General features: G+C 36.8%; 24 protein-coding genes. 8 read left to right on the forward strand and 16 right to left on the reverse strand.

The window, feature by feature from the left end; genetic code table 11:
- Window positions 1–13: 13 nt before the first annotated feature.
- Window positions 14–760, reverse strand: coding sequence for an alpha/beta hydrolase (locus DKZ56_RS13555; RefSeq protein ID WP_208650458.1), 747 nt, complete (start codon window positions 758–760; stop codon window positions 14–16).
- 109 nt (window positions 761–869) lie between these two features.
- Entirely contained in the window at window positions 870–1,097 is a 228-nt protein-coding gene (secG, locus tag DKZ56_RS13560; protein ID WP_208650459.1) for a preprotein translocase subunit SecG, read from the reverse strand.
- Between the two features lie 285 nt (window positions 1,098–1,382).
- Here secG and DKZ56_RS13565 point away from each other — a divergent pair, with 285 nt between their 5' ends.
- The 4 genes from DKZ56_RS13565 (at window position 1,383) to DKZ56_RS13580 (ending at window position 4,524) form a co-directional block, all read left to right on the forward strand.
- Window positions 1,383–2,342, forward strand: coding sequence for a nuclease-related domain-containing protein (locus DKZ56_RS13565; RefSeq protein ID WP_208650460.1), 960 nt, complete (start codon window positions 1,383–1,385; stop codon window positions 2,340–2,342).
- A 246-nt stretch (window positions 2,343–2,588) separates the two neighbouring features.
- Window positions 2,589–3,467 (forward strand): Mu transposase domain-containing protein, encoded by an 879-nt coding sequence (locus DKZ56_RS13570; RefSeq protein WP_245989479.1) that lies wholly within the window; start codon window positions 2,589–2,591, stop codon window positions 3,465–3,467.
- Window positions 3,455–4,174 (forward strand): IS21-like element helper ATPase IstB, encoded by a 720-nt coding sequence (gene istB, locus DKZ56_RS13575; RefSeq protein WP_013399917.1) that lies wholly within the window; start codon window positions 3,455–3,457, stop codon window positions 4,172–4,174. Before DKZ56_RS13570 ends, istB begins: the two co-directional genes overlap by 13 nt.
- 173 nt (window positions 4,175–4,347) lie before the next feature.
- Complete coding sequence (locus DKZ56_RS13580) at window positions 4,348–4,524, forward strand: hypothetical protein (RefSeq protein ID WP_208650461.1); 177 nt, start codon at window positions 4,348–4,350, stop codon at window positions 4,522–4,524.
- 350 nt (window positions 4,525–4,874) lie between these two features.
- Here DKZ56_RS13580 and DKZ56_RS13585 read toward each other — a convergent pair whose 3' ends face one another.
- The 5 genes from DKZ56_RS13585 to DKZ56_RS13600 all read right to left on the reverse strand — a co-directional run bounded on the left by DKZ56_RS13585 (window position 4,875) and on the right by DKZ56_RS13600 (window position 8,378).
- Window positions 4,875–6,032 (reverse strand): methyl-accepting chemotaxis protein, encoded by a 1,158-nt coding sequence (locus tag DKZ56_RS13585; RefSeq protein ID WP_245989485.1) that lies wholly within the window; start codon window positions 6,030–6,032, stop codon window positions 4,875–4,877.
- An 8-nt stretch (window positions 6,033–6,040) separates the two neighbouring features.
- A complete protein-coding gene (locus DKZ56_RS15615; protein WP_245989487.1) occupies window positions 6,041–6,604 on the reverse strand; it encodes a hypothetical protein in 564 nt (187 codons plus the stop codon).
- Window positions 6,605–7,295: 691 nt separating this feature from the next.
- Window positions 7,296–7,865 (reverse strand): manganese catalase family protein, encoded by a 570-nt coding sequence (locus DKZ56_RS13590; RefSeq protein WP_208652266.1) that lies wholly within the window; start codon window positions 7,863–7,865, stop codon window positions 7,296–7,298.
- 29 nt (window positions 7,866–7,894) lie between these two features.
- Complete coding sequence (locus DKZ56_RS13595) at window positions 7,895–8,158, reverse strand: spore coat protein CotJB (protein ID WP_208650462.1); 264 nt, start codon at window positions 8,156–8,158, stop codon at window positions 7,895–7,897.
- Window positions 8,151–8,378 carry a spore coat associated protein CotJA gene (locus DKZ56_RS13600; protein ID WP_208650463.1) on the reverse strand — a complete coding sequence of 76 codons (228 nt, stop codon included), beginning with the start codon at window positions 8,376–8,378 and terminating at the stop codon, window positions 8,151–8,153. Before DKZ56_RS13600 ends, DKZ56_RS13595 begins: the two co-directional genes overlap by 8 nt.
- A 341-nt stretch (window positions 8,379–8,719) precedes the next feature.
- Here DKZ56_RS13600 and DKZ56_RS13605 point away from each other — a divergent pair, with 341 nt between their 5' ends.
- Window positions 8,720–9,346, forward strand: a complete 627-nt coding sequence (locus DKZ56_RS13605; RefSeq protein ID WP_208650464.1) for a PepSY domain-containing protein — start codon at window positions 8,720–8,722, stop codon at window positions 9,344–9,346.
- A gap of 149 nt (window positions 9,347–9,495) precedes the next feature.
- Here DKZ56_RS13605 and DKZ56_RS13610 read toward each other — a convergent pair whose 3' ends face one another.
- Window positions 9,496–10,533 (reverse strand): ketopantoate reductase family protein, encoded by a 1,038-nt coding sequence (locus DKZ56_RS13610; protein ID WP_208650465.1) that lies wholly within the window; start codon window positions 10,531–10,533, stop codon window positions 9,496–9,498.
- A gap of 277 nt (window positions 10,534–10,810) precedes the next feature.
- On the opposite strand from DKZ56_RS13610, the gene lplA reads away from it, so the two are divergent.
- Window positions 10,811–11,803, forward strand: coding sequence for a lipoate--protein ligase (lplA, locus tag DKZ56_RS13615; protein WP_208650466.1), 993 nt, complete (start codon window positions 10,811–10,813; stop codon window positions 11,801–11,803).
- A 217-nt stretch (window positions 11,804–12,020) separates the two neighbouring features.
- Entirely contained in the window at window positions 12,021–13,475 is a 1,455-nt protein-coding gene (locus DKZ56_RS13620) for an ATP-binding protein (RefSeq protein WP_208650467.1), read from the forward strand.
- Between the two features lie 484 nt (window positions 13,476–13,959).
- Here DKZ56_RS13620 and eno read toward each other — a convergent pair whose 3' ends face one another.
- From eno to DKZ56_RS13650, 6 genes are all read right to left on the reverse strand, one after another.
- The gene (gene eno / locus DKZ56_RS13625) at window positions 13,960–15,252 is read right to left on the reverse strand and encodes a phosphopyruvate hydratase (RefSeq protein WP_208650468.1); all 1,293 of its coding nucleotides are present in this window, start codon (window positions 15,250–15,252) and stop codon (window positions 13,960–13,962) included.
- A 32-nt stretch (window positions 15,253–15,284) separates the two neighbouring features.
- Window positions 15,285–16,811, reverse strand: coding sequence for a 2,3-bisphosphoglycerate-independent phosphoglycerate mutase (gene gpmI, locus DKZ56_RS13630; RefSeq protein ID WP_208650469.1), 1,527 nt, complete (start codon window positions 16,809–16,811; stop codon window positions 15,285–15,287).
- The gene (tpiA, locus tag DKZ56_RS13635) at window positions 16,804–17,565 is read right to left on the reverse strand and encodes a triose-phosphate isomerase (RefSeq protein ID WP_208650470.1); all 762 of its coding nucleotides are present in this window, start codon (window positions 17,563–17,565) and stop codon (window positions 16,804–16,806) included. The genes gpmI and tpiA overlap by 8 nt, the downstream gene beginning before the upstream one ends.
- A gap of 13 nt (window positions 17,566–17,578) precedes the next feature.
- Complete coding sequence (locus DKZ56_RS13640; protein ID WP_208650471.1) at window positions 17,579–18,763, reverse strand: phosphoglycerate kinase; 1,185 nt, start codon at window positions 18,761–18,763, stop codon at window positions 17,579–17,581.
- A gap of 236 nt (window positions 18,764–18,999) precedes the next feature.
- Window positions 19,000–20,010, reverse strand: a complete 1,011-nt coding sequence (gap, locus tag DKZ56_RS13645; protein ID WP_208650472.1) for a type I glyceraldehyde-3-phosphate dehydrogenase — start codon at window positions 20,008–20,010, stop codon at window positions 19,000–19,002.
- Between the two features lie 100 nt (window positions 20,011–20,110).
- Entirely contained in the window at window positions 20,111–20,350 is a 240-nt protein-coding gene (locus DKZ56_RS13650; RefSeq protein WP_208650473.1) for a glutaredoxin family protein, read from the reverse strand.
- 128 nt (window positions 20,351–20,478) lie between these two features.
- Here DKZ56_RS13650 and DKZ56_RS13655 point away from each other — a divergent pair, with 128 nt between their 5' ends.
- Window positions 20,479–21,096, forward strand: a complete 618-nt coding sequence (locus tag DKZ56_RS13655; RefSeq protein WP_208650474.1) for a spore coat protein — start codon at window positions 20,479–20,481, stop codon at window positions 21,094–21,096.
- Between the two features lie 67 nt (window positions 21,097–21,163).
- On the opposite strand, the gene DKZ56_RS13660 is transcribed toward DKZ56_RS13655, so the two are convergent.
- Window positions 21,164–21,886 (reverse strand): amino acid ABC transporter ATP-binding protein, encoded by a 723-nt coding sequence (locus DKZ56_RS13660; RefSeq protein ID WP_208650475.1) that lies wholly within the window; start codon window positions 21,884–21,886, stop codon window positions 21,164–21,166.
- Entirely contained in the window at window positions 21,883–22,596 is a 714-nt protein-coding gene (locus DKZ56_RS13665) for an amino acid ABC transporter permease (RefSeq protein ID WP_208650476.1), read from the reverse strand. Before DKZ56_RS13665 ends, DKZ56_RS13660 begins: the two co-directional genes overlap by 4 nt.
- Window positions 22,597–22,613: the final 17 nt, after the last annotated feature.

Genomic DNA, 22,613 nt, shown 5'->3' on the forward strand with positions numbered 1-22,613 from the left:
TCCCTCCTTTTTTCTATCCTTCCCAATCCAGGCTTTCTAAAAATCCGAAAACCTCTTCATGCAGTTTTTGTTTTTCTTTATCCAATGTAATGACATGCCCCGATTCTTCAAACCATACTAGTTTTTTATTCAAAGATTCCACCTTTTCATAAATAATATGCGCAGAATTCGGGTCAATAATTTCATCATGTCTTGACTGAATGACAAGAATTGGTGCATACACTAAATCTAAATCTTTTCGGACTTCTTGCACAAATTGCTGCAAATCCTGTAAACTTGGCATGCCTTTTTGGCGAATGGCTTCTACTTCTTCATAGATTTGCTGTTCCGTTTTTCCTTCATATTTTTTATACTCTCTCGCATATTTGAGAACTCCTTGAAACATCATGTCCGTTGTTCTCATCGTCATGGGAGAACACATCGTAATGACACCTTTCAGAGGGACGTTCATGGCAAGTTTTAATGCTAAAACGCCGCCAAGAGAGAGTCCGGCAACTGCAATTTGTTCATATCCTTTTTCTTTTAATGTTTCATAAGCTTTAACGACATCTTCCCACCAATCTTGCGGACCGGTTTGGATGAGCTCTTCTGGCGGTACACCGTGGCCTCGATAGTGGGGAGCATAACAAGTATAACCTTTTTTTTCGAGAAAACGGCCGAGTATTCGAACGTCGGCTGAACTTCCAGTAAAGCCGTGTAGCAATAATACCGCGCGCTTTCCTGCTGGGAAAAAGAAAGGTTGATGTTCTTTTTTCTGCATAATTTCCTCCAATTTTGCAACCAATATTTCCGTGATGATGCAAATTTTCTCTCTCCATTATAAATGAAAAAGCCTAACCATGCTCGGTTAGACTTTTATTTTATCCATTTTAAAATTTCACAATTAATAAAGTTAAAATGAAAAATAATACTGCAAGAACAATTGTCATTCTATGTAAAACTAAATCAATTCCTCTAGCTTTCGTTTTACCGAATAGTTGTTCAGCTCCACCAGAGATGGCACCTGATAAGCCCGCACTTTTACTAGATTGCAATAATACTACGGTGATTAAAGCAAGAGATACTAAAATTAACAAAATCAACAATACAGTATGCAAAAGTCCCACCTCCTGAACAGTAACACTTCTTAGAGTATATCAAAATCCATTGTTAGTTACAATCTTTGTAAAAAAAATGAAATATTAATTATTCATTTTTTAATTTTTCTATTTTTCTCTGATTAAAGTTTTTCGCTTCATCGGTTCAATTTATTCATCTTAAAGATAGAAAAAGTGCCACAAATTTTGATTTTAAATTGTATTTTGTCTTCAAATATTTATTTTCAGGAAATTTATTCCATTATATCAGCTGTTGTTTTATGATGGAAGAAAGGAGGTGGAAAGTTGCTTCTGCTGGATCGAAAAACGCCAAAAAGCATTTTGATTTTAGAAGCACTTTTGCGCAGGCTGGATGCTAATGATCGGGATTTTTCCTATTTTCAAGACTATTTGACTCGGCTGAAATTTGGGCATGAAGGGGAGCATCGGGTTGACCGGGAATGGTTTGAAATGCCCTATTTGAATGAGCATTATTTATTGTTTAACTATGAAATTGAGAATGAATTCGGCTTCTCTCATCAGATTGATACCTTGTTGCTGACAAAGCACTTTCTCTTGATCCTGGAAGTCAAAAACATTGTTGGGCGGATCGATTATGACGAACAGAAGCATCAATTGATTCGCACCCGTCCAAATGGAATGGCAGAAACGTTGACAAATCCTTTTGATCAGCTTTATCGTCATGAAGAATTGTTTCATCGAATTTTATCTCAATTGAAAATTTCATTGCCTATTGAAACAGCGGTTGTCATGGCTAATCCTTCCACTGTGATTGGAACGGTTCCAAAAGCTCCACCACTTTTTCATGCCAGTGGGCTGCGAGCATTTATTAAGAGTTGTTTAGTCCGGCATGAAAGCCTACTCACAACAAGCCAATTGGATAAGTTGGCAAAGCTGCTTATGTCGCGATCCATGTCCCGAAATTTTGATTTGAATATCAGCGTGGATCGCATTCGGAAGGGCGTGCTTTGTGAGAAATGCAATTATGCCGTGGCCATGACTTACAGCAGAGGAATTTGGACTTGCCCAAAATGCGGCTTTGAAAGCAGGGATGCATTGCTGAAGGCGCTGGATGACTATCGGTTGTTGATTAGCGAGCGGATTACAAATCGGGAGTTTAGGGAGTTTTTTAATGTGGAGTCTATGTATGCTGCATCAAAAATATTGTCACGACTAAATATCGAAACAGTAGGGCATAAAAAAGGAAGATATTATATCATTCCTGAAGATCTTTTAAATAGATGACTTTTATGGCCATCTAGAAAGCAGAATTTTTTCTAGATGGCCTTTGTTCTTTTAAATTTTGCTATTATCCTTCCATCAAAAATCAAATTTCCCTCTTTGACTATTATCCATTTCTGGAAGCGGCATTTTTCTATTCTTGGCTATTATGTTCTCTACTTTGGCCATTATCTTATCCACTTTGACTATTAACTTTAAGTTTTTGACTATTATCCATTTCTGGAAGCGTTGCCAAACGGAGAAAGAGAATTGACAGAGACATTTCAACGATTCGTTTTACATTATGGCTTTGAATGCGAGTTCTGCAACCCAGCCAGCGGAAATGAAAAAGGGAATGTCGAATCAAAGGTGAAATATATTCGAAACAATTTCTTTTTACCTGAACAAACAATCTATCAACTAGAAAGTTTTAATGAATCTTTATGGGAGAAATGTGAGAAGGACTGGAATCGTCCGCATTATGAGAAGGAGCGACTCATCGCTGAATTATTTGAAGAAGAACAAGCGTTATTTCTTCAATTGCCAGCCAAAGAATTTGAATGTGTCCGATATGAGCAGGTCACGGCTGATAAGTATGGTTTCATCCATTTAGAAAACAATTTATATTCCACGTCTCCCCGTTTTGCCAAACAAAAGGTTTTGGCAAAGATCTCTTATCATGAGATTGCCATTTTAACAGAAGAGCATGAGCTGATTATCAAGCACGAGCGTTTATATGGCACAAAACAAAAATCAATGAAATGGCAACCATATCTTACGTTAATGGCCAAAAGGCCAAATGCATTAAAATATACGGATTTCTATGAAAAGATGCCGGAAGAATGGAAAAATTATTTTTCCAATTGTACCGTTCAAGAAAAGAAGGAAGCATTACAACTACTAGCTGTTTTACTAAAAGAACATGATTTCGAAGTTTCGACACAGGCTTTGAGGATTGCCTCCCAGTATGGTCATCCGAAAGTAGAATCGATTAAACAGGTATTTTATCAATTAATCAATGGAAGAGGTATACGAGAGCCAATTCAACCGAAAAAACACGTTCCAGATATGCCGGAAGCCATCCGAGGAGTAAGGCATTATGACCGCCTATTCGAATCCCAAGGAGATGTGGCATCATGGAACAAATGATTAAGGAATATGCCAAAAGACTAAAATTAAGCTGGATTCCAGCCAATTACCATACCATCCATGCGGAAACAAATGAGGAATTTTTACTGAAGCTGTTTGAACGAGAAGTGCAGCATCGAGATGAGAGAAGGATAAATTTACTACTAAAACAGGCGACATTGCCGAAAATTCCAAATAAACCTTATGATTGGCGGGAGATTCAACTAGCCCCAGGCATCACAAAAGATTATATTTTAGAAGGTGAGTTTACGAAAAATCAGGAAAACCTTATCTTCTATGGCGGAGTGGGAACCGGTAAAACATTCCTTTCCACTCTCATCGCCCTCAATTTGATGAAAAAACAAGGAAAAAGAGTGAAGTTCTATACGGCCGCCTCCATTGTCAATGCTTTATTGGAGGCCAATGAAAAAGGTGACCTTGGTAAATTTCTCAATCAAATCGAAAAGTTGGATCTCTTGATTCTTGATGAATTGGGCTATATTCCATTGCATAAACAGGGGGCAGAGTTATTATTTCAAGTTATTTCCATGTGTTATGAAACCAAAAGCATCATTGTGACAACCAATTTACCGTTTAGCCAATGGAATAATGTCTTTGGCGATCCCATTTTAACAGAGGCCGTCATTGATCGGCTGATTCATCATTCTCATTTAATCATCTTCAATGGTGAAAGTCACCGATACAAAGACTCAATCTCTCAACGTTAACCATGGAATTTGGCAAGTGTATGTATGCATTTTTAATTGCCATTTCATACATTTTCTACTTGCCAAAAACACCGATAGTGCAAAAAGTGCCTTTGACTTGTTTCCGACTACCGACAATGTAAAAGACATCAATCCACCCCACTCGTTGCATTGCGAAGCTTGGAGTTGGCATGATGAATGAAGAACGATTTCCAATTGTGGAAGTCTTTTTTTTAGGAAATCCATTATCGGCAAGTAACTATTTCATGGGAGAAAACAAGGGGGATATTAACAAGCGGGTGTCAATGTTTTATAAGTTAATTATTTTAGTATTAAAAATAGCTAGCCGTGGAAATGTTTATAAAGGATAGTAATATGAGATGATAAAAAATAAGCGTCTTTAGAACATTTGATCGTCCTGTCGATTTAAGTGAAATTGGAATTGAATTCAAAAATAACATTGTTTCTGGAAAAAGAATTGATGAGACGGATATTAATAAAATAAATGAACGTGCTATTAATTAAGTATAGACCTTCTTCTAAATAAAAATGATTTTTTGAAAAAAAAAAACTCCCAATCTTAGATAAGCAGTAATATTTTTTTACTGTCTATCTAATAGGGAGTTTATTAATTTTCTGTTGCTTTTTTTGGAAACCGTTAAATCTGTCTGCAATTTGCCGCCTATACCCCCATATAATAATCAGACAGAAGTAAGAGCATCTAAGATAAGGAGTCCCTGATTTTTGCTTCAATATCACTTTTACTTGTTTTAAATCGCTTAATCATGTCTTGAAGGTTGTCAGCCAAGTTTTTTAGGTTTACATTTTGTTGTTTTAAGTAATCGACCGTGTTGTTTTGTTGGATAGCAGAAGCAGAAATTTCTTGCGTAACGGCTACTCCTTGTTCTGAAATGGCAGAAATTTCTTGAATGGACATTAAAATTTCGTCGGATGCTTGATTCAAATCTTCTATACTTTTCACAATCGTATCAATTCCTTTTGCCAATTGTTCTACTGACTCAAAAATAGAATTGAATAACCGTCCATTATCTTCAACAATCTCAACACCTTTTACAATATCCTCATAATCTTGTTGGTTCAAACTTAGTACGAGATTTGCTTGTTCATTGATTTCACTTATCGCTTCAGATATTGTTTTGATCGATCCATCCGTTTGATTTGCAAGTTTCTGAACTTCTTGGGCAACAACTGAAAATCCTTTGCCCGCCTCTCCAGCACGGGCAGCTTCAATGGATGCATTTAAAGAAAGAAGATGAATTTGGGATGAAATTTCTTGGATAATCTTAATGATTTCATTAATATGTTCTAATTTTTTTCCTAGATTAAACAAGTTCTCTTTGCTGACCATACCATTTTGTTTAATTTTGTTTATTTGTTCGACAATCATTTGAACTTGAACATTTCCCTTATCCGCTTGCTGACTTGTTTGATCAGTAAGGTTTTTAATCAACTTAGTTTGTTCATCTACGTTGGATATCGAAGTGGACATTTCAGATAGCATATTTGAGATTCGTTCAATATGGTTGGCTCTTTCTTCGGCACCTTTCGCCTCTTCATCTGTACTTGTCGCAATTTGTTTAGAAGCCTCATCTAATTCTTCAAAGGATTCCAGAAGCGTTTGGCTAGTATGATGAATTCCTTCCGATTTCTCTTTTACATTATCAATGATGTGGCTTAAATTTTTTCTCATTTCTTCAAAGCTGTTTGCTAAGATGCCGATTTCATCATTTCGCTGAATTTTTACTGATTCGCTAAGATCTCCAGTAGAAAAGAGTTTCGCATAATGTACTAAACTATTCAGAGGGTTAGAAATTCTTCTTCCAATGAATAAAGCTAATAAGACCCCAATAACAATCATAATAGCTGTTACAATAAGCGAAACCGTTTTAACTGGTCTATAAATTCAGCGCTCATATCGATTCCTAAAATAGCGTCCACACCATTATCATCTAAAGGAGTAAAAAATGATTTATGCACACCCCATTTATCTTTATAAATAGGACTCAGCACATTCTTGTTTTCTTCAAATGATGATTTTTGCTCATCTGTAAACGAAGACTCAACCATATATTCGTCACTGCCATTTAATGCGACAATGACATCCTTTCCATTTTTTCTGGACAATATATATACATATTCGATTCCTTTTTTTCCTTCAATAAATGAATCTAATTTGTCTTTCAGTTCCGTCCCATATTTTTCAGGGTAAATCATTGCATGCTTAATTAAATCTGGATCAATCGATTTTGCCAGTGTTTGTCCATTTTCTTTTAACCGTTCATCAAACTGCGGAATCACTTGTTCTTGAATAATGTAATCTGATACATATCGAACAAACCCAAATAGAATGAATGAAAATATAAGGAAAGGAATTAAAAAACTGACAATTAATTGGGTTTTTATTGATTTTTTCCGGATACTTTTCCTCAATTCTTATCTCTCCCTCGAATGCTCCATTCCGTAAATCCATTTGCTTTGCCGGAATTTAATAAAAAATAATCAAGATACATTTTAGAAAAGATTTGACAGAATATATCTTTTATCTTTGAATTGTCTTACCCAACAACTTTTGATGTGCATCCATAAAAGAAAAAAATCCTTATCATCCATTAAATGTAAGGATTTTAGCATATCTGAATGGCTACTTTGTTATTAACTTTTTGTAACGATTTAATCAAAATAGGAGAAATGATTTGAACGTCTAAGAGAATCATTTTGATGCACCTTTCTACAATAAAGATTAAGCAGCTACTTTCTATAAAATGTAAAAATAAGTAATTGGACAGATAGTTCTTTAAAATACATTCAATATGGCATCTAATCAATCCAATAGTTGAGCCACAGCTGCGGCTAAAATTTTAGACCTACTGCCTTGATAAAAAGTCGCGACATTATTCTTACTTTTATTTTTAAAATTAACGGGCCCATTTTCTTATCGTCGAAAAATTAGAGAGTTTTAACATTTTAAATGTTTTTTTACTTTTCAGGAAATTTCAACATTTTCGGAAAATTAAAATTGAGATAGCTAATGCGGTAATTATTCAATAGGGTAAATTTGCATTGCACTAAAAAACAATCAAGTTGAATACTCCAACTTGATTGCTTTAGACAGCCATTAATTTTAAAAGAATTTTTTTGTATTTCGGTCTTCTTTAAGGATTTCGACGGCTTCCCTAAATCGGAGGGAGTGGACGATTTCTCTTTCCCGTAAAAATTTCAAGCTATCATTTAAATCTGGATCGTCAGACATATCAATAATCCATTGGTAAGTTGCACGTGCTTTTTCTTCTGCGGCGATGTCTTCGTACAAATCGGCAATTGGGTCGCCTTTTGCTTGAATATACGATGCAGTAAATGGGACGCCGGATGCGTTTTGGTAGAACAGGGCTTTATCATGATTCACATAATGATCTCCTAACCCTGCTGCTTTTAATTGTTCCGGTGTCGCATCTTTTGTCAGCTTGTAAATCATTGTGGCAATCATTTCGAGATGAGAGAGTTCCTCCGTTGCAATATCCGTTAATAGGCCGACCACTTTATCCGGAAGGGTATAGCGTTGATTCATATAGCGTAAGGCAGCTGCCAACTCCCCATCAGCGCCTCCATATTGTTCAATTAAATACTTTGCAAGCATTGGATTGCAGGTACTTACCTTCACTGGATATTGAAGCTTTTTTTCATAGTACCACACCATTTGTTCCTCCTAACGAATTTAGGTACTTAAACCTGCCAAGGCCAAGGTGTATCGATCCAATTAAAAGGGTAATTCGAAAAACTTTTACCAAAATTCATTAACGGACCAAACTTTTTCTCAAATTCTATTTTTAATTTCATGCTTTTTTCAGTGAAGTCATTAAATTGTTTAATGGCTTCAAAATCGTCAGGGTGCGTATCTAAATACAGATTTAATTCCACAATAACAAAATCAATGGCCTGAATTTCTTCCAACATACTGTAAAACTCAGGGGGCATTGTTTTACTCATGATTTTTCATTCCTTTTTGTGGATTTGGATAAGGACTATAAAGCTGAGGCCATAAGGTTCCATGTTTTAAGGCTTCTTTGGGAGTTTGAAATTGAGGCAATCCAAGTGGTTGGAATCCTATATAAAGTTGAGGGGGAGTGGAATAGCTTTTTATTTTTATCGGTGGACAAGGATCATTTGGACTAACATAAGGCTGCCAATATTTATATTGAGTAAACAAAAAATCCTCCTCTCCGTTACTCTACTTATAAATTTATGGCAATAATGCTTTCAATATGATGGTCTTAGAGAAAATAAATGTAGGTTTTCATAAAAAATTCAACTCCTCCTCGCTTTGGAAAATTGTCAGGGATTTAACCAATCAACCTCTACTAAGTATTTTCATTATACCTTTTCATATAAATTTCAGAAACCAATGGTATCTTGATAATCAAAGAGATGATACAAGTACTGACTTAGAGCCTAAACAGAAGGGAGATAGGAAGAAATTCATTCAAAAGAGGATGATGTTTTGAAGTGGTTTTTGATGACAAGTAGATAAAATATAAGGAGTGAATGGAAATGATAAAAAAATTAACGTTAACCGGATGCACACTACTTTTATTGGCAGGATGTGGCACAAATACATCAACAGAAAATGTAGATACGCTTAATCAACTAGATACAGCTGCCTATCAAACAAAGACTTCTAACTTGACCAATGTAAATTATAAATCTAATTCTTCAACAGGAAACGAAGCCAACACTTTTGATATCAAAAGTCCAAAAGTTTCATTGTCAGAGGCATTGGGGATTTTTAATGAAGTTTATCCAAATGCAAAAATTGAATCGGTTGATTTAGAAATTGGTTATGGACAATTATATTATGAAATCGACGGTTTTGATTCAGCCAAAGAGTATGAACTAAAAATTGATGCAACAACAAAAGAAATTTATCAAAATGAAGTGAAAAGAATGAAAGGAACAGAAGAAGTATTAGATTTTTCAAGCATAATGAATCTAAAAGAAGCCATTGAAATTGCTTCACAAATTTCGGAAGTACAAGGACTTGCTCCAATAGGCTGGTCCCTTGATGCAGAGTATGGGGTGCAAATTTATACAGTTGAATTTAGAGATTCTTACACAGAAATAGAAGCTAAAATCAACGCAAACACTGGGGAAATTTTAGAAGTAGAGGTGGATGATTAATAATCGCTTTCATGATGTGAAAAATTCGCTGCCTTGAATCAATAAGGGAACGCTTGCATGGAGAGAGCATTCATGATTCTTTGCAAAGATCATGTCCATCATTCCATGCAAAGCGTTAAATAGGACAAAATTTATGTGTAAAAACTAAATCATTTTCCCTTAGAATTTAATAATTCCTCAAAATACTTGATGTTTTCTTCAAATACAGGCAATTGTTGTGTTTCTTCCGCTTTTTTTACTAAATCCACCACTAAGTTATTAAATGGTGTATCGACGCCAAGCTGTAATCCTTTTGCTTTGATGACACCATTAATATAGTCGATTTCTGTTTTTCTGCCTTTTTCTAAGTCCTGCAGCATGCTGGCTTTTAATGAGCGTTGAGGAGTAAACGCATAAGTTAATAATTGCATGCGATGTGGGATTTGACTTTCGTCTGTTACTTGCAGCTGGTTGAAATCAATGCCTAGCATTTCTATAAATGTGATCCCTTGGGCTTTTGCAGTACGAATCACTTCATCCATAATATGCACGGCGCTAGTTAAAGCGACTTTATTATCTAATACCCCTCCAAATGTGCAGCCTAGAGCTGTTGATAAACCGCTCATTGTGACATTCACGAGCAATTTAAACCATTTTGCTCCAACTAAATTTTCTTTGATTTCTGTATGTCCAACAGATTCAAGGATTTTTTGAATAGTATGTATACGTTCTGTTATTTGACCATTTAATTCCCCAATGTCAAAAGCATTAGATTTAAATGCTTCATACTCAGTTGTTAATTCTGAAACCCCTGGGGATTTCCATGTTGCACCGAAGTTCACTGTTCCAGCAACGACTCTTGATTTTCCTACAATACTAGCCACTTGTTCTTCAGGAATTCCATTTTGCAATGAAACGACTGTTCCGTCCTCTTTTAAATAAGGAAGCAAGCCTTCTAAAACAGATTGATTATGTAATTGTTTTGTCAGTAGAAATACAATATCGTATTTTTCTTTCATTTCTGAAGGGAGTATTGCTTTTACCGGAATTGTTTCGTTTAAATGTCCAACTAAAGTGGCTCCTTTTGTATTTAAAGCATAGACATGTTCTTTGTTTACATCGATTAAGTCGATATCATATCCGTTTTTTGAAATTAATGCACCAATAATTGTTCCGAGTGAGCCGGCACCCATAACAGCTAATTTCATAATCATTCAATCTCCTTTTTTTAATAGTTTAAACAATATTAAACATTTAATAATTATAATGGCCTCCAACCATTATATACAAAAATTTTAATAAAATAGCATTCTATTCGCATAAACGAGTAAATTGTTTATGTTTTAATAAGGAAAATAGTTTTTATTATTTTACAAATATCGAAATTGTTATAACAATAAAACAAATATTAAGGGGAACTAAAAGCAGTAATTTTGAGCAATTTTCGTGTAAAATAGATAGGGACATATAAAGGAGGATAAGTATATGTATTTCGTTGATAATAAAGGCATCACAGACCCTAGGGTGAACTTGGCAATAGAAGAATATCTTATAAGAAATATGGATGTTGAGCAGGATGACTTTTTGCTGTTCTATATTAATCAACCGTCGATCATTATCGGAAAAAATCAAAACACATATGAAGAAATCAACACAGACTACGTTGAAAAAAATGGAGTGATTGTTGTTCGACGTCTTTCTGGCGGTGGGGCAGTATATCACGATTTAAATAATTTGAACTTTAGTTTTATCACAAAAGATGACGGAAACAGCTTCAGCAACTACAAAAGATTCACACAGCCGGTTGTTGATGCGTTGGCAAAATTAGGAGTAAAAGCGGAACTTTCCGGACGCAATGATATTTTAGTGGAAGGACGAAAAGTTTCGGGGAATGCACAATATGTAACCCGCGGCCGTGTAGTTAGCCACGGTACATTGATGTTCAATTTAGATTTGGATGCAGTGACGAATTCTTTAAAAGTGAAGCAAGACAAAATTGAATCAAAAGGCATTAAATCCGTGCGTTCCCGTGTTGCCAACATCATTGATTTTCTACCGGAAAAAATTACGGTTGAACAGTTCCGAATGGAAATTTTAAAATCGATTTTCGGCGGCGAGGAGAATATCAAATATTACGAGCTATCCGAACAAGATTGGAAAAATATTTATGAATTATCAAAAGAGCGCTACCAAAAATGGGAGTGGAATTACGGAAAATCCCCAAGATTTAATATGCAAAAGCAAAAACGCTTCCCATCAGGAGAAGTGGATATTCGTTTGGAAGTGAACAAAGGCATCATTGAAGAGATTAAAATTTATGGCGATTTCTTTGGAGTGAGAGACGTAGAAGAAATCGAGCAACGCTTAGTGGGTAAACGTTATGCTTATCAAGACATTGAAGAAGCATTGTCCGATGTGGATATTTCTATGTACTTCGGCGGCGTAACAAAGGAAGAATTCTTACAGTTAGTTTATTGAGTTATGGTTTGGTAAACGTAGATAATACCAAAACTAGACTGTCAATTCGCTGTGTAAAGAAATAATTAAAACTTTATTTTAAAACTACATTGGACACTTTTAATCACTCTTTTCACTGTATCTAAATCATTTCTTCAAAAGACTAAATATTTTTATCATAATCATATTAAATTCGAAAAAATTGTTGGTTCTTTCTAATATAAGAAAGGAGTAATCTATGTATAGAGATATTGATTATTTAGTTTCTTTATTAAAAGAATTACAAGCCCTGCCAAAAGAAACAGAATGGGTTGAATTCAAATCAAATCAATCAGATCCAAATGCTATTGGTGAATATATTTCTGCACTTAGTAATTCAGCTGTTTTATGTGGAAAAACTAGTGCTTATCTAGTTTGGGGAATAGAAGATGATACACATAAATTAATAGGTACAAATTTTAAAATTTCTACGTCTAAAAAAGGTGCAGAAGATTTGGAACCATGGTTATCTAGATTGCTTAATCCACGAATCGATTTTCAAGTGTATGAGTTTCAGTATGATGGGTTAGACTTTGTTATATTAGAAATTCCTAGAGCTTCGAATGTACCTACCAAATTCTCAGGTCAGGAATATATTCGGGTTGGTTCGCATAAAAAACCTTTAAAGGATTATCCAGAGAAGGAGCGAGCATTATGGAGAGCTTTTGAAAACGTTGCATTTGAGGAAGAAGTAGCAAAATCTGATCTTGAAAAATCAGAAGTACTTAGTTTGTTGGATTATACTGCGTATTATGAATTACTTAATTTAAGATTACCGACTAATCTTGATATGGTTATTGAAAATTTAATTGCTGATCATTTTGTACAGCGTCAAGATAATGGACGATACAGTATTACGAATTTAGGTGGAATTCTTTTTGCGAAAAATTTAAGTCTATTTCCTACATTACATAGAAAAGCCGTTAGAGTTATACAATATAGTGGAAAAAATAAACTAAATCCAGTTAGAGAACAAATTGGTGGAAAAGGGTATGCTATTGGATATGAAGGGCTGATAAATTTTATTGATTCGATGACACCCACAGAGGAGATAATTGAAAAGGGTATTAGGAGATCAATTAAACATTTTCCTGAGTTAGCAATACGTGAAGTAGTTGCCAATGCACTTATACATCAAGATTTTCGAATAAGTGGTACTGGACCAACTATTGAAATTTATTCTGATAGAATGGAAATTACTAATCCAGGTAAACCATTGATGAGCACTGAACGTTTATTAGATAGTCCGCCTCAATCACGAAATGAACGATTAGCTTCTTTTATGAGAAGAATTGGTATTTGTGAAGAACGGGGTAGTGGAATTGATAAAATTGTTTTTGCCGCTGAATCTGAGCATTTACCTGCACCGACGATAACAGTAAATTCAGAACACACAGTGGTAACATTGTATAAATTTAAACCATTAAAAGAGATGGAACGACATGAAAAACTTCATGCTTGTTATATGCATGCTTCGTTGAAGTATGTTTCGAAGGATTATTTAACAAACAGTAGTTTAAAGGAACGCTTTGGAGTAACGGATTCTCCGACAATTTCTCGTATTATTAAGGATGCTGTTGAAAATGGAAAAATTAAGCCTCTAGATCCAAATACCGCTCCTAGGTATATGAAGTATATACCATATTGGGCATGATTTTATTTTCTAAAGTACTTAGTAATAGAGGAGAAGAACTTTATATAAAGGGAAAATTTAATTTGCTTTTAACTTGCAAAAGCAGTTGGAAAAGTTATTAGAAATACAATGATATTTTGTATTTTAACTTGATGATAACTTGCAAAAGTAGTTATTAACTAAGGAGAAAAGCTTTATATAAAGGGAAAATTTAATTTGCTTTTAACTTGCAAAAGCAGTTGAAAAAGTTATTAGAAATACAATGATATTTTGTATTTTAACTTGATGATAACTTGCAAAAGTAGTTATTAACTAAGGAGAAAAGCTTTATATAAAGGGAAAACTTTGACTATTAACTTTAAGTTTTTGACTATTATCCATTTCTGGAAGCGGCATTTTTCTATTCTTGGCTATTATGTTCTCTACTTTGGCAATTATAATCCGCCTTCTTATAGAAAAAAGAAAAAGCCGTGCCCCCTCTAACAGGAAGCACGGACATCTCCAATTATTTCAAATTATAGAACGACTTAATTCCAAGGTATTGTGCTGTTGAGCCAAGTTGGTCTTCGATGCGCAATAATTGATTGTATTTAGCGACGCGGTCTGTGCGAGAAGGAGCGCCTGTTTTGATTTGGCCAGCGTTTGTAGCTACAGCAATGTCTGCAATTGTAGCGTCTTCGGATTCACCGGAGCGGTGGGAGATGATGGCAGTGTAGCCAGCGCGTTTTGCCATTTCAATCGCATCAAGTGTTTCTGTTAAAGTACCGATTTGATTTACTTTAATCAAAATTGCATTGCCTACGCCTTGTTCAATTCCGCGAGCAAGCCGTTTTGTATTTGTCACGAATAAGTCGTCACCTACAAGCTGCACACGATGACCGATGCGTTCAGTTAATAATTTATGGCCTTCCCAGTCGTTTTCATCTAAGCCGTCTTCAATGGAAATGATTGGGTATTTAGAAGTTAATTCTTCGTACCAATCCACCATTTCTTCAGAAGTTTTAACAACGCCTTCACCAGCTAAATGATATTTTCCATCTTCTTTGTTGTATAACTCAGAAGATGCAACGTCTAATGCAATGCGCACTTCTTCTCCTGGTATATAGCCAGCGCGTTCAATCGCTTCTAAAATCACTTGGATGGCTTCTTCATTTGATTTTAAGTTTGGCGCGAATCCACCTTCGTCACCAACAGCTGTGTTGTATCCTTTTTCTTTCAATACTGCTTTTAAGTTATGGAAGATTTCTGCTCCCATGCGCAATGCATGGCGGAAAGATTCTGCTCCCACAGGCATAATCATGAATTCTTGGATATCCACGTTATTATCTGCGTGTGCCCCACCGTTTAAAATGTTCATCATTGGGACAGGCAATTGTTTTGCATTCACGCCGCCAAGGTATTGATATAAAGGAATATCAAGGTAATTTGCTGCTGCATGGGCGCAAGCAAGGGAAACACCTAAAATGGCATTTGCGCCAAGTTTTCCTTTATTTTCAGTGCCGTCAAGTTCGATTAAGGCTTTATCAATTTCCACTTGATCCAACACAGAATAGTTGCCTTCTAATGCTTCTGCAATGATTGTGTTGACATTTTCGACTGCTTTTAGAACACCTTTTCCTAAATAGCGGGATTTGTCGCCATCGCGCAATTCCACTGCTTCATATTCACCAGTGGATGCACCAGATGGAACAATTGCCCGTCCAAAGGCGCCTGATTCTGTGAACACTTCTACTTCTACTGTTGGGTTACCGCGAGAGTCTAATACTTCACGTGCGTATATTTGTGTAATAAATGGCATATCCATTCTCCTCTATATTAATTTTTCAGTTATTAAAAAAGTGGTTGACCTGTCATTTCTGCAGGTTGTTCAATATTTAATAATTTTAACATAGTTGGAGCTAAATCAGCTAAAATTCCATTTTCCCTCAATGTAATTCCTTGTTTTGTCACGATAACTGGCACTGGATTCGTTGTATGAGCCGTCATTGGTTTTCCTTCCATTGTCACCACTTCATCAGAATTACCATGGTCTGCCGTAATGATGGCAGTGCCGCCAAGTTCTAAAATTTTATCAACAACTCGGCCTAAGCATTCATCTACTGCTTCGATTGCTTTAATTGTCGGCTCTAACATACCGCTGTGTCCTACCATGTCAGGATTTGCGTAATTTAAAATAATGGCATCGAATTTATCTGCTTCTAATTCATTAAGCAGTGCCTCTGTTACTTCATAAGCACTCATTTCAGGTTTTAAATCATATGTAGCTACTTTTGGGGATGCAATTAAGATTCTTTCCTCACCTGGAAACTTCTCTTCTCTGCCGCCGCTCATGAAATATGTAACATGAGGGTATTTTTCTGTTTCAGCAATACGTAATTGCGTTAAACCGTGTCTTGAGATGACTTCCCCTACAGTATTAATTAAATCTTCATTTTCAAACACAACATCTGCAAATACTTCTTCGCTATATTCAGTAAATGTGACGAATTTTAAATTTTGAGGGTGCTTATTAGACAATTCAAAACCGTTAAATTGATCATTCGTAAATACAGTAGAAAGCTGGATGGCCCGGTCTGGACGGAAGTTGAAATGGATTACTGCATCATTTGAATCAATTGTTGCGACCGGTTTTCCATCTTCCACGATTACAAATGGAATCACAAATTCATCCGTTACATCATTGCTGTAGGATTCTTCCACGCCAACTTTTGCAGAAGGAGCTGTTTTTCCTTCCCCATCCACAAGAGCTTTATAGGATAATTCCACCCGCTGCCAACGTTTGTCGCGGTCCATAGCATAGTAACGGCCATGGATGGAAGCAAATTTCCCTACACCAATTTCTTCCATTTTCTTTTCTGTTTCTTCAATATATCCAAGGGCTGTTTTTGGACCAACGTCTCGTCCATCTAAAAATCCGTGGACATAGACTTCCTCAACCCCGTTTTGTTTCGCCATTTTTAATAATGCGAATAAATGATTATAGTGGCTATGTACCCCACCGTCTGATAACAGTCCCATAATGTGGAGTTTGGATTGATGTTTTTTCACATGATTCATTGCCCCTAACAATTTTTCATTTTCGAAAAATTGTCCTTCGCGAATAGATTTGTTAATTCTTGTTAAACTTTGATACACAATGCGTCCTGCACCGATATTTAAATGTCCTACTTCAGAATTGCCCATTTGACCTTCTGGGAGACCTACTGCTTCTCCAAAGGCAGTAAGTGTCGCATGGGGATATGTTTCCCAATAACGATCAAAATTTGGTTTTTTGCTTTGTGCTACTGCATTTCCAAAGGTTTCATCACGTAATGCAAAGCCATCTAAGATAATTAACGCAACTGGCTTTCTAGGCATTTGCCCCCGCCTCCAATAATTTAAGATAAGATTCTACTTGTAAACTAGCACCGCCCACAAGAGCGCCGTCAATTTGTTCTTTGGACAATAAATCTTCAATATTTTCCGGTTTTACGCTGCCGCCATATTGAATGCGAATATTTTCAGCAGCCGCTTTTCCGTATAGTTCTTCCACCACTTTGCGAATATGGCCACAAACCGCATTCGCATCATCGCTAGTAGCTGTTTTCCCCGTTCCAATGGCCCAAATCGGTTCATAGGCAATGACAATATGCTGCACTTCTTCTTCCGTTAAACCAGCTAAAGCTTTTTTCACTTGGTTTGCCACTTTTTCTTCCGTTTGGCCAGCTTCCCGTTCTTCCAACGTTTCGCCACAGCAAACAATTGGAACGATTCCATGGGATAAAGCCGCTTTTACTTTTTTGTTCACCGCTTCATCGGTTTCATTGAAGTATTCACGGCGCTCAGAATGACCAATAATGACATAGTCCACTTGGATTGCTTCAAGCTGTTTTGGGCTGATTTCGCCGGTAAATGCGCCTTCTTCTTCATAATGCATATTTTGTGCACCAATTGCCAAATCCGTTTCTTTTGCAATATCCACTAGAGTTGGCAAATATAAAGCAGGGGCGCAAACAACTGCATCCACTTTCTCCACTGGCGGAATTTTGTCTTTAATTGCCTCAACAAACTCCACTGCTTCATCAAAGGTTTTATACATTTTCCAATTGGCAGCAATGATTGGTTTACGCATTCAATTTCTCTCCTTATTTATCATTCAAGGCTGCAATACCTGGCAGGATTTTACCTTCCATTAATTCTAGAGAAGCTCCTCCGCCTGTTGAAATGTGATCCATTTTATCTGCTAAGCCGAATTTTTCAACGGCTGCTGCAGAATCGCCGCCGCCAATAACCGTATATCCTTCCGTTTCGGCCATGGCTTCTGCAATTGTTCTTGTTCCGTTGGCAAATTGGTCGATTTCAAATACGCCCATTGGTCCATTCCATATTATTAATTTTGAATTTTTAATAACTTCCGCATACTTCTCTGCGGTTTTTGGACCAATATCAAGACCCATATAATCTTCAGGAATTTGATCAATGTCTACCACTTTGGCTTCCGCTTCAGGCGATAGTTCTTTCGCAACCACTGCATCAATTGGCATGTAGAAGTTGACACCCTTTTCTTTTGCTTTTTCAATGAAGTTGCGGGCTAATTCTATTTTATCTTCTTCGAGCAATGATTTTCCAATTTCGTACCCTTGTGCTTTTACAAATGTAAAGGAAAGACCACCGCCGATGATTAAGTTATCCACTTTATCAAGCAGATTTTCAATGACGCCGATTTTGTCTTTTACTTTTGCGCCGCCAATAATCGCTGTGAACGGGCGATCCGGATTGGATAAAGCTTTGCCTAACACATCTAATTCTTTTTCCATCAACAATCCAGAAACTGCCGGAATGAATTTTGCTATTCCTTCCGTAGAAGCGTGTGCACGGTGGGCAGCACCAAATGCATCATTTACATAAAGATCTGCAAGACTTGCAAATTGTTTGGCTAGCTCTTCATCATTTTTCTCTTCGCCTTTATGGAAACGCACATTCTCAAGTAAAACAATGTCTCCATTTTTCATTTCGTCAACGGCCTTTTTAACTGCTTCGCCAACAGATTCATCTAATTTTTTTACAGGTTTTTTCATTAATTGGGAAAGGCGTTCGCCGACAGCTGTTAAACGCATATCTTCTTTTACTTCGCCTTTCGGACGACCTAAGTGAGATGCTAAAATAACTTTTGCACCTCTTTCCGATAGTTGCTGGATTGTCGGAATGGCTGCACGAATTCTTGTGTCATCTGCCACGACACCATTTTCCATCGGCACGTTAAAATCTACACGTACAAAAACTCTCTTCCCCTGTACGTCCACATCGTTCATTGTCTTTTTCAGAAACATGAAGTAACCTCCTAGTGTACCGTCGTCATTCCTCTTTCCTACGACAACATTTCTGTAAAAATTTTCAACACTTTTTATATTAGCAAAAAATAAGAAGCGATGGGTACTCCATCACTCCTTTTACCCTCATTTATTATAAATCGTTCTCCATATTTAGGCTATACTTTTTCAATAGAAAGTCATAATTATGTTACACTTTTTCAGTTTTATAATATAAATTATGACATAATTGACGATTAAACCAATCCTTGTTCAGTTATATATGAGGCCAAGTCAATCAATCGGACGGCATATCCCATCTCATTGTCATACCAAGCGACCACTTTAATCAGGTTGTCGTCTAATACCATTGTTGATAGACCATCAATGATGGCGGAATGGGGGTTTCCATTATAATCGATGGATACAAGAGGCAATTCGCTGTAATCCAGTATGCCTTTTAATTCACCTTGAGCCGCTTCTTGAAAAGCAGAATTGACCATTTCGACCGTGACATTGGTTTTAAGTTCTGCCACCAAGTCCACACAAGATACGTTCGGGGTTGGTACACGAATGGCAAAGCCGTCCAATTTTCCTTTCAGCTGCGGTAATACTTTGCCAACCGCAGTGGCAGCACCTGTTGTTGTCGGAATCATGGACAGGTTTGCAGCTCGGGAACGCCGGGCATCTTTATGGGGCAAATCTAAAAGCCGCTGATCATTTGTATAGGAATGAATGGTTGTCATCAACCCACGCCGAATGCCAAAATTTTCATCGAGCACTTTGGCCACTGGCGCCAAACAGTTCGTTGTACAAGAAGCATTGGAAATTACATGATGCTCTTTTGGGCTGTATTCCTTGTGATTGACGCCCATTACAAATGTCGGCATTGCTCCTTTTCCTGGAGCGGATAAAATAGCTTTTTTGGCACCTGCTGTTAAATGTTTTGATACATCTTCTACAGAACGAAACAATCCTGTACATTCCAAAACGATGTCTATGTCTAATTTTTCCCACGGCAATTTTTCTGGATCTTTTTCTGAAAGGACTTGAACCCGCTTTTGATCCACAATCAACGCATCTTCTTCATGATGCACTTCTCCCTCATAAATCCCGTGCACGGAATCGTATTTTAAAAGGTGGGCTAACTGGTTGGCTCCCGCTAAATCATTCACCGCCACCACTTCAAAACGGCCGTTTTTCATTGCCTCTCGAAAAGCGAGACGACCGATGCGGCCAAATCCGTTAATTGCCAATTTTATAGTCATTTAACACCCCTCCATTTATCTATCTTATATCCATTTTTCCCCAATACAAGTGTAAATAAACATTCTCCCGCTCATGTTGTGATTCCAAATATATTCGAAATCATGGTGTATTCATGAAGGCTTCATATAAAGTGGCAAAATCGATTTGGCCATATTGGACAATTTCCCCATCTTTTTCTATCACCGGAATCATGAGCATATATTTCTCGTGAAGTTCATCATCTTCTTCAATATTGATCATGTCAATTTCAAAATTTGACTCTTCCTGAACAAGTTTTAATATAAGCAATCCTTCTTCGCACAATGCACAATTGGGACGATGATAGAAGCGAACTTTCAATAGTATTCCCTCTTTTCTTCATTTTCTGTTTCCACTATCCCAAATCTCTTTTGAATAATCAAATGATTTTAATGCCAAAATAGTAATGTACGACTGTACAGAATTAATTAAAAGGAGGAGACTTATCGATGGAAAATCAATTTATGAACCAACAACCTACTTCAGAAAACATTCCCATGTCCATGAACCATGGTGCCCATGAAGTTTTAGACGTTCATGAAGTATTAAGTTCTTCTATTGGCGCATTGAATATGTTTATTATCTTGCGTCCGCATGTAAAAGACCCTGAACTGCTCAATATTTTAGACAGACAGTATGCGTTTATGCTCGATGAATATAACATCACTTTAGAATGCTTTAAAACAGGTCAAGATCCAAGCCATCCAACACGCAAATACAACATGCAAATCGGCAATGATTCTAAATACGGCTTAACGCCTTCTCAACCGAAAAAACCTATCACTTCTTCCAACGAAATTGATGATGGCATCATCTCTAGCTTCATGTTAAGCCAGCACAAAATGTTGGCAACAGGAAAAACTGCTGCTGCATTAGAAGCAACAAATCCAGTTGTGCGCCGCGTGTTGCAAGACTCTGTTCCAAACTGCATCGAAATGGCGTACGAATTATCCCTATACCAAAACAAAAAAGGCTACTATCAGGTTCCACAACTTTCCACTCAAGATATGCAAACAATGTTAAATATGTACGGCCAAGCCGAAAAAGCAAAAGATATGCCAAACTAATTTCATTTGGGTTTGCTCCCCCTACACAAAAAGGACATCTCTTTCCCATGGAGATGTCCTTTCTTTATTATAAAACTTTGCTTAAAAAGGCTTTTGTCCGTTCGTGTTTTGGATTACCAAAAATTTGTTCTGGCGGTCCTTCTTCTACAATGACACCACCGTCCATGAAGATGACCCGATCCGCAACTTCACGGGCAAATCCCATTTCATGAGTTACGACTACCATCGTCATACCTTCAACAGCTAATTGTTTCATTACATCTAATACTTCCGTTACCATTTCCGGGTCAAGGGCTGAAGTTGGCTCGTCAAAAAGCATTACTTTTGGTTTCATCGCAAGGGCTCTTGCGATGGCTACCCGTTGTTGCTGACCTCCAGATAATTGTTGTGGATAATTATATGCTTTTTCACGAAGCCCTACTTTTTGAAGCAATTCAAAAGCTAAGTTTTCTGCATCTGTTTTGTTCATTTTTCGGATGAGCTTCGGAGCCATCGTAATATTTTCCAACACCGTCATATGCGGGAATAAGTTGAACTGTTGGAACACCATTCCCACTTCTGTACGAATTTTGTTAATATCCGTGTTTGGATCATTGATTTTAACCCCATCAATATAAATTGCACCATCCGTTGCTTCTTCTAACAAGTTGATGCAGCGCAAAAAGGTACTTTTTCCGGAACCGGAAGGACCAATAACACAAACAACTTCCTTTTCTCGGATTTCATAATCGATGCCTTTTAATACGTCCAGGCTGCCGAAACTTTTATGAAGATTTTCAATTTTAATCATGCAGCAACCCGCCCTTCATCTTTTTTATCTTTGCGCGGATTGTATTCGACACTGAATCGTTTTTCAATGAATGAAACGATTTTCGATACGATAAATGTCAAAATTAAATAAAGGGCTGCCGCAGCAAGATATGGTTCCCAGAAACGGAAATAAGTTCCGGAGACAACTTTTGCCGCATATAAAATATCGTTGGCAGCAATCACCGTTACTAAGGAAGAATCTTTTAAGAGAGTAATAAATTCATTCCCAAGAGGGGGAATCATACGGCGGAAGGCTTGAGGCAGAATCACTTTCCGCATGGCTTGGAAATGATTTAAACCGAGGGACCTTGCCGCTTCCATTTGACCTTTATCAATAGATTGAATCCCCGCACGGATAATTTCAGCTACATAGGCAGCGCAGTTTAAAATTAGCGCAGCAATACCTGAGACCATAAATCCGAGGGAATGACCAAAAATCGATGGAATTACTGCTAAGTGAATAATAAATATTTGAACTAAAAGCGGAGTTCCACGGAATAAATCGATATACAATTTACATGGCCAATAAAGCCATTTTCTTTTTGAATTTTTCCCAAGTCCAAGAAAAACTCCGAAGATGAATCCGCCTAAAAACCCACATATTGTCAAAATTAATGTTACCCAAATACCCCGTATGAAATATTCACGGTAGTTCCAGATTATATCCCAGCGAAAATCCAGGATTTCCATCTGAAACACCCCCTAAA

The organism is Ureibacillus thermophilus (genome assembly GCF_004331915.1).
Lineage (GTDB): Bacteria > Bacillota > Bacilli > Bacillales_A > Planococcaceae > Ureibacillus > Ureibacillus thermophilus.

What these genes read in the sequence shown, in the direction of transcription:
- DKZ56_RS13555 (WP_208650458.1), bottom strand. Translation starts at nt 760, where the DNA reads ATGCAGAAAAAAGAACATCAACCTTTCTTTTTCCCAGCAGGAAAGCGC.
- istB (WP_013399917.1), top strand. Translation starts at nt 3,455, where the DNA reads ATGGAACAAATGATTAAGGAATATGCCAAAAGACTAAAATTAAGCTGG.
- DKZ56_RS13580 (WP_208650461.1), top strand. Translation starts at nt 4,348, where the DNA reads ATGAATGAAGAACGATTTCCAATTGTGGAAGTCTTTTTTTTAGGAAAT.
- DKZ56_RS13585 (WP_245989485.1), bottom strand. Translation starts at nt 6,032, where the DNA reads ATGATTGTTATTGGGGTCTTATTAGCTTTATTCATTGGAAGAAGAATT.
- DKZ56_RS13595 (WP_208650462.1), bottom strand. Translation starts at nt 8,158, where the DNA reads ATGAGTAAAACAATGCCCCCTGAGTTTTACAGTATGTTGGAAGAAATT.
- DKZ56_RS13605 (WP_208650464.1), top strand. Translation starts at nt 8,720, where the DNA reads ATGATAAAAAAATTAACGTTAACCGGATGCACACTACTTTTATTGGCA.
- DKZ56_RS13610 (WP_208650465.1), bottom strand. Translation starts at nt 10,533, where the DNA reads ATGAAATTAGCTGTTATGGGTGCCGGCTCACTCGGAACAATTATTGGT.
- lplA (WP_208650466.1), top strand. Translation starts at nt 10,811, where the DNA reads ATGTATTTCGTTGATAATAAAGGCATCACAGACCCTAGGGTGAACTTG.
- DKZ56_RS13620 (WP_208650467.1), top strand. Translation starts at nt 12,021, where the DNA reads ATGTATAGAGATATTGATTATTTAGTTTCTTTATTAAAAGAATTACAA.
- eno (WP_208650468.1), bottom strand. Translation starts at nt 15,252, where the DNA reads ATGCCATTTATTACACAAATATACGCACGTGAAGTATTAGACTCTCGC.
- gpmI (WP_208650469.1), bottom strand. Translation starts at nt 16,811, where the DNA reads ATGCCTAGAAAGCCAGTTGCGTTAATTATCTTAGATGGCTTTGCATTA.
- tpiA (WP_208650470.1), bottom strand. Translation starts at nt 17,565, where the DNA reads ATGCGTAAACCAATCATTGCTGCCAATTGGAAAATGTATAAAACCTTT.
- DKZ56_RS13640 (WP_208650471.1), bottom strand. Translation starts at nt 18,763, where the DNA reads ATGTTTCTGAAAAAGACAATGAACGATGTGGACGTACAGGGGAAGAGA.
- gap (WP_208650472.1), bottom strand. Translation starts at nt 20,010, where the DNA reads ATGACTATAAAATTGGCAATTAACGGATTTGGCCGCATCGGTCGTCTC.
- DKZ56_RS13655 (WP_208650474.1), top strand. Translation starts at nt 20,479, where the DNA reads ATGGAAAATCAATTTATGAACCAACAACCTACTTCAGAAAACATTCCC.
- DKZ56_RS13660 (WP_208650475.1), bottom strand. Translation starts at nt 21,886, where the DNA reads ATGATTAAAATTGAAAATCTTCATAAAAGTTTCGGCAGCCTGGACGTA.
- DKZ56_RS13665 (WP_208650476.1), bottom strand. Translation starts at nt 22,596, where the DNA reads ATGGAAATCCTGGATTTTCGCTGGGATATAATCTGGAACTACCGTGAA.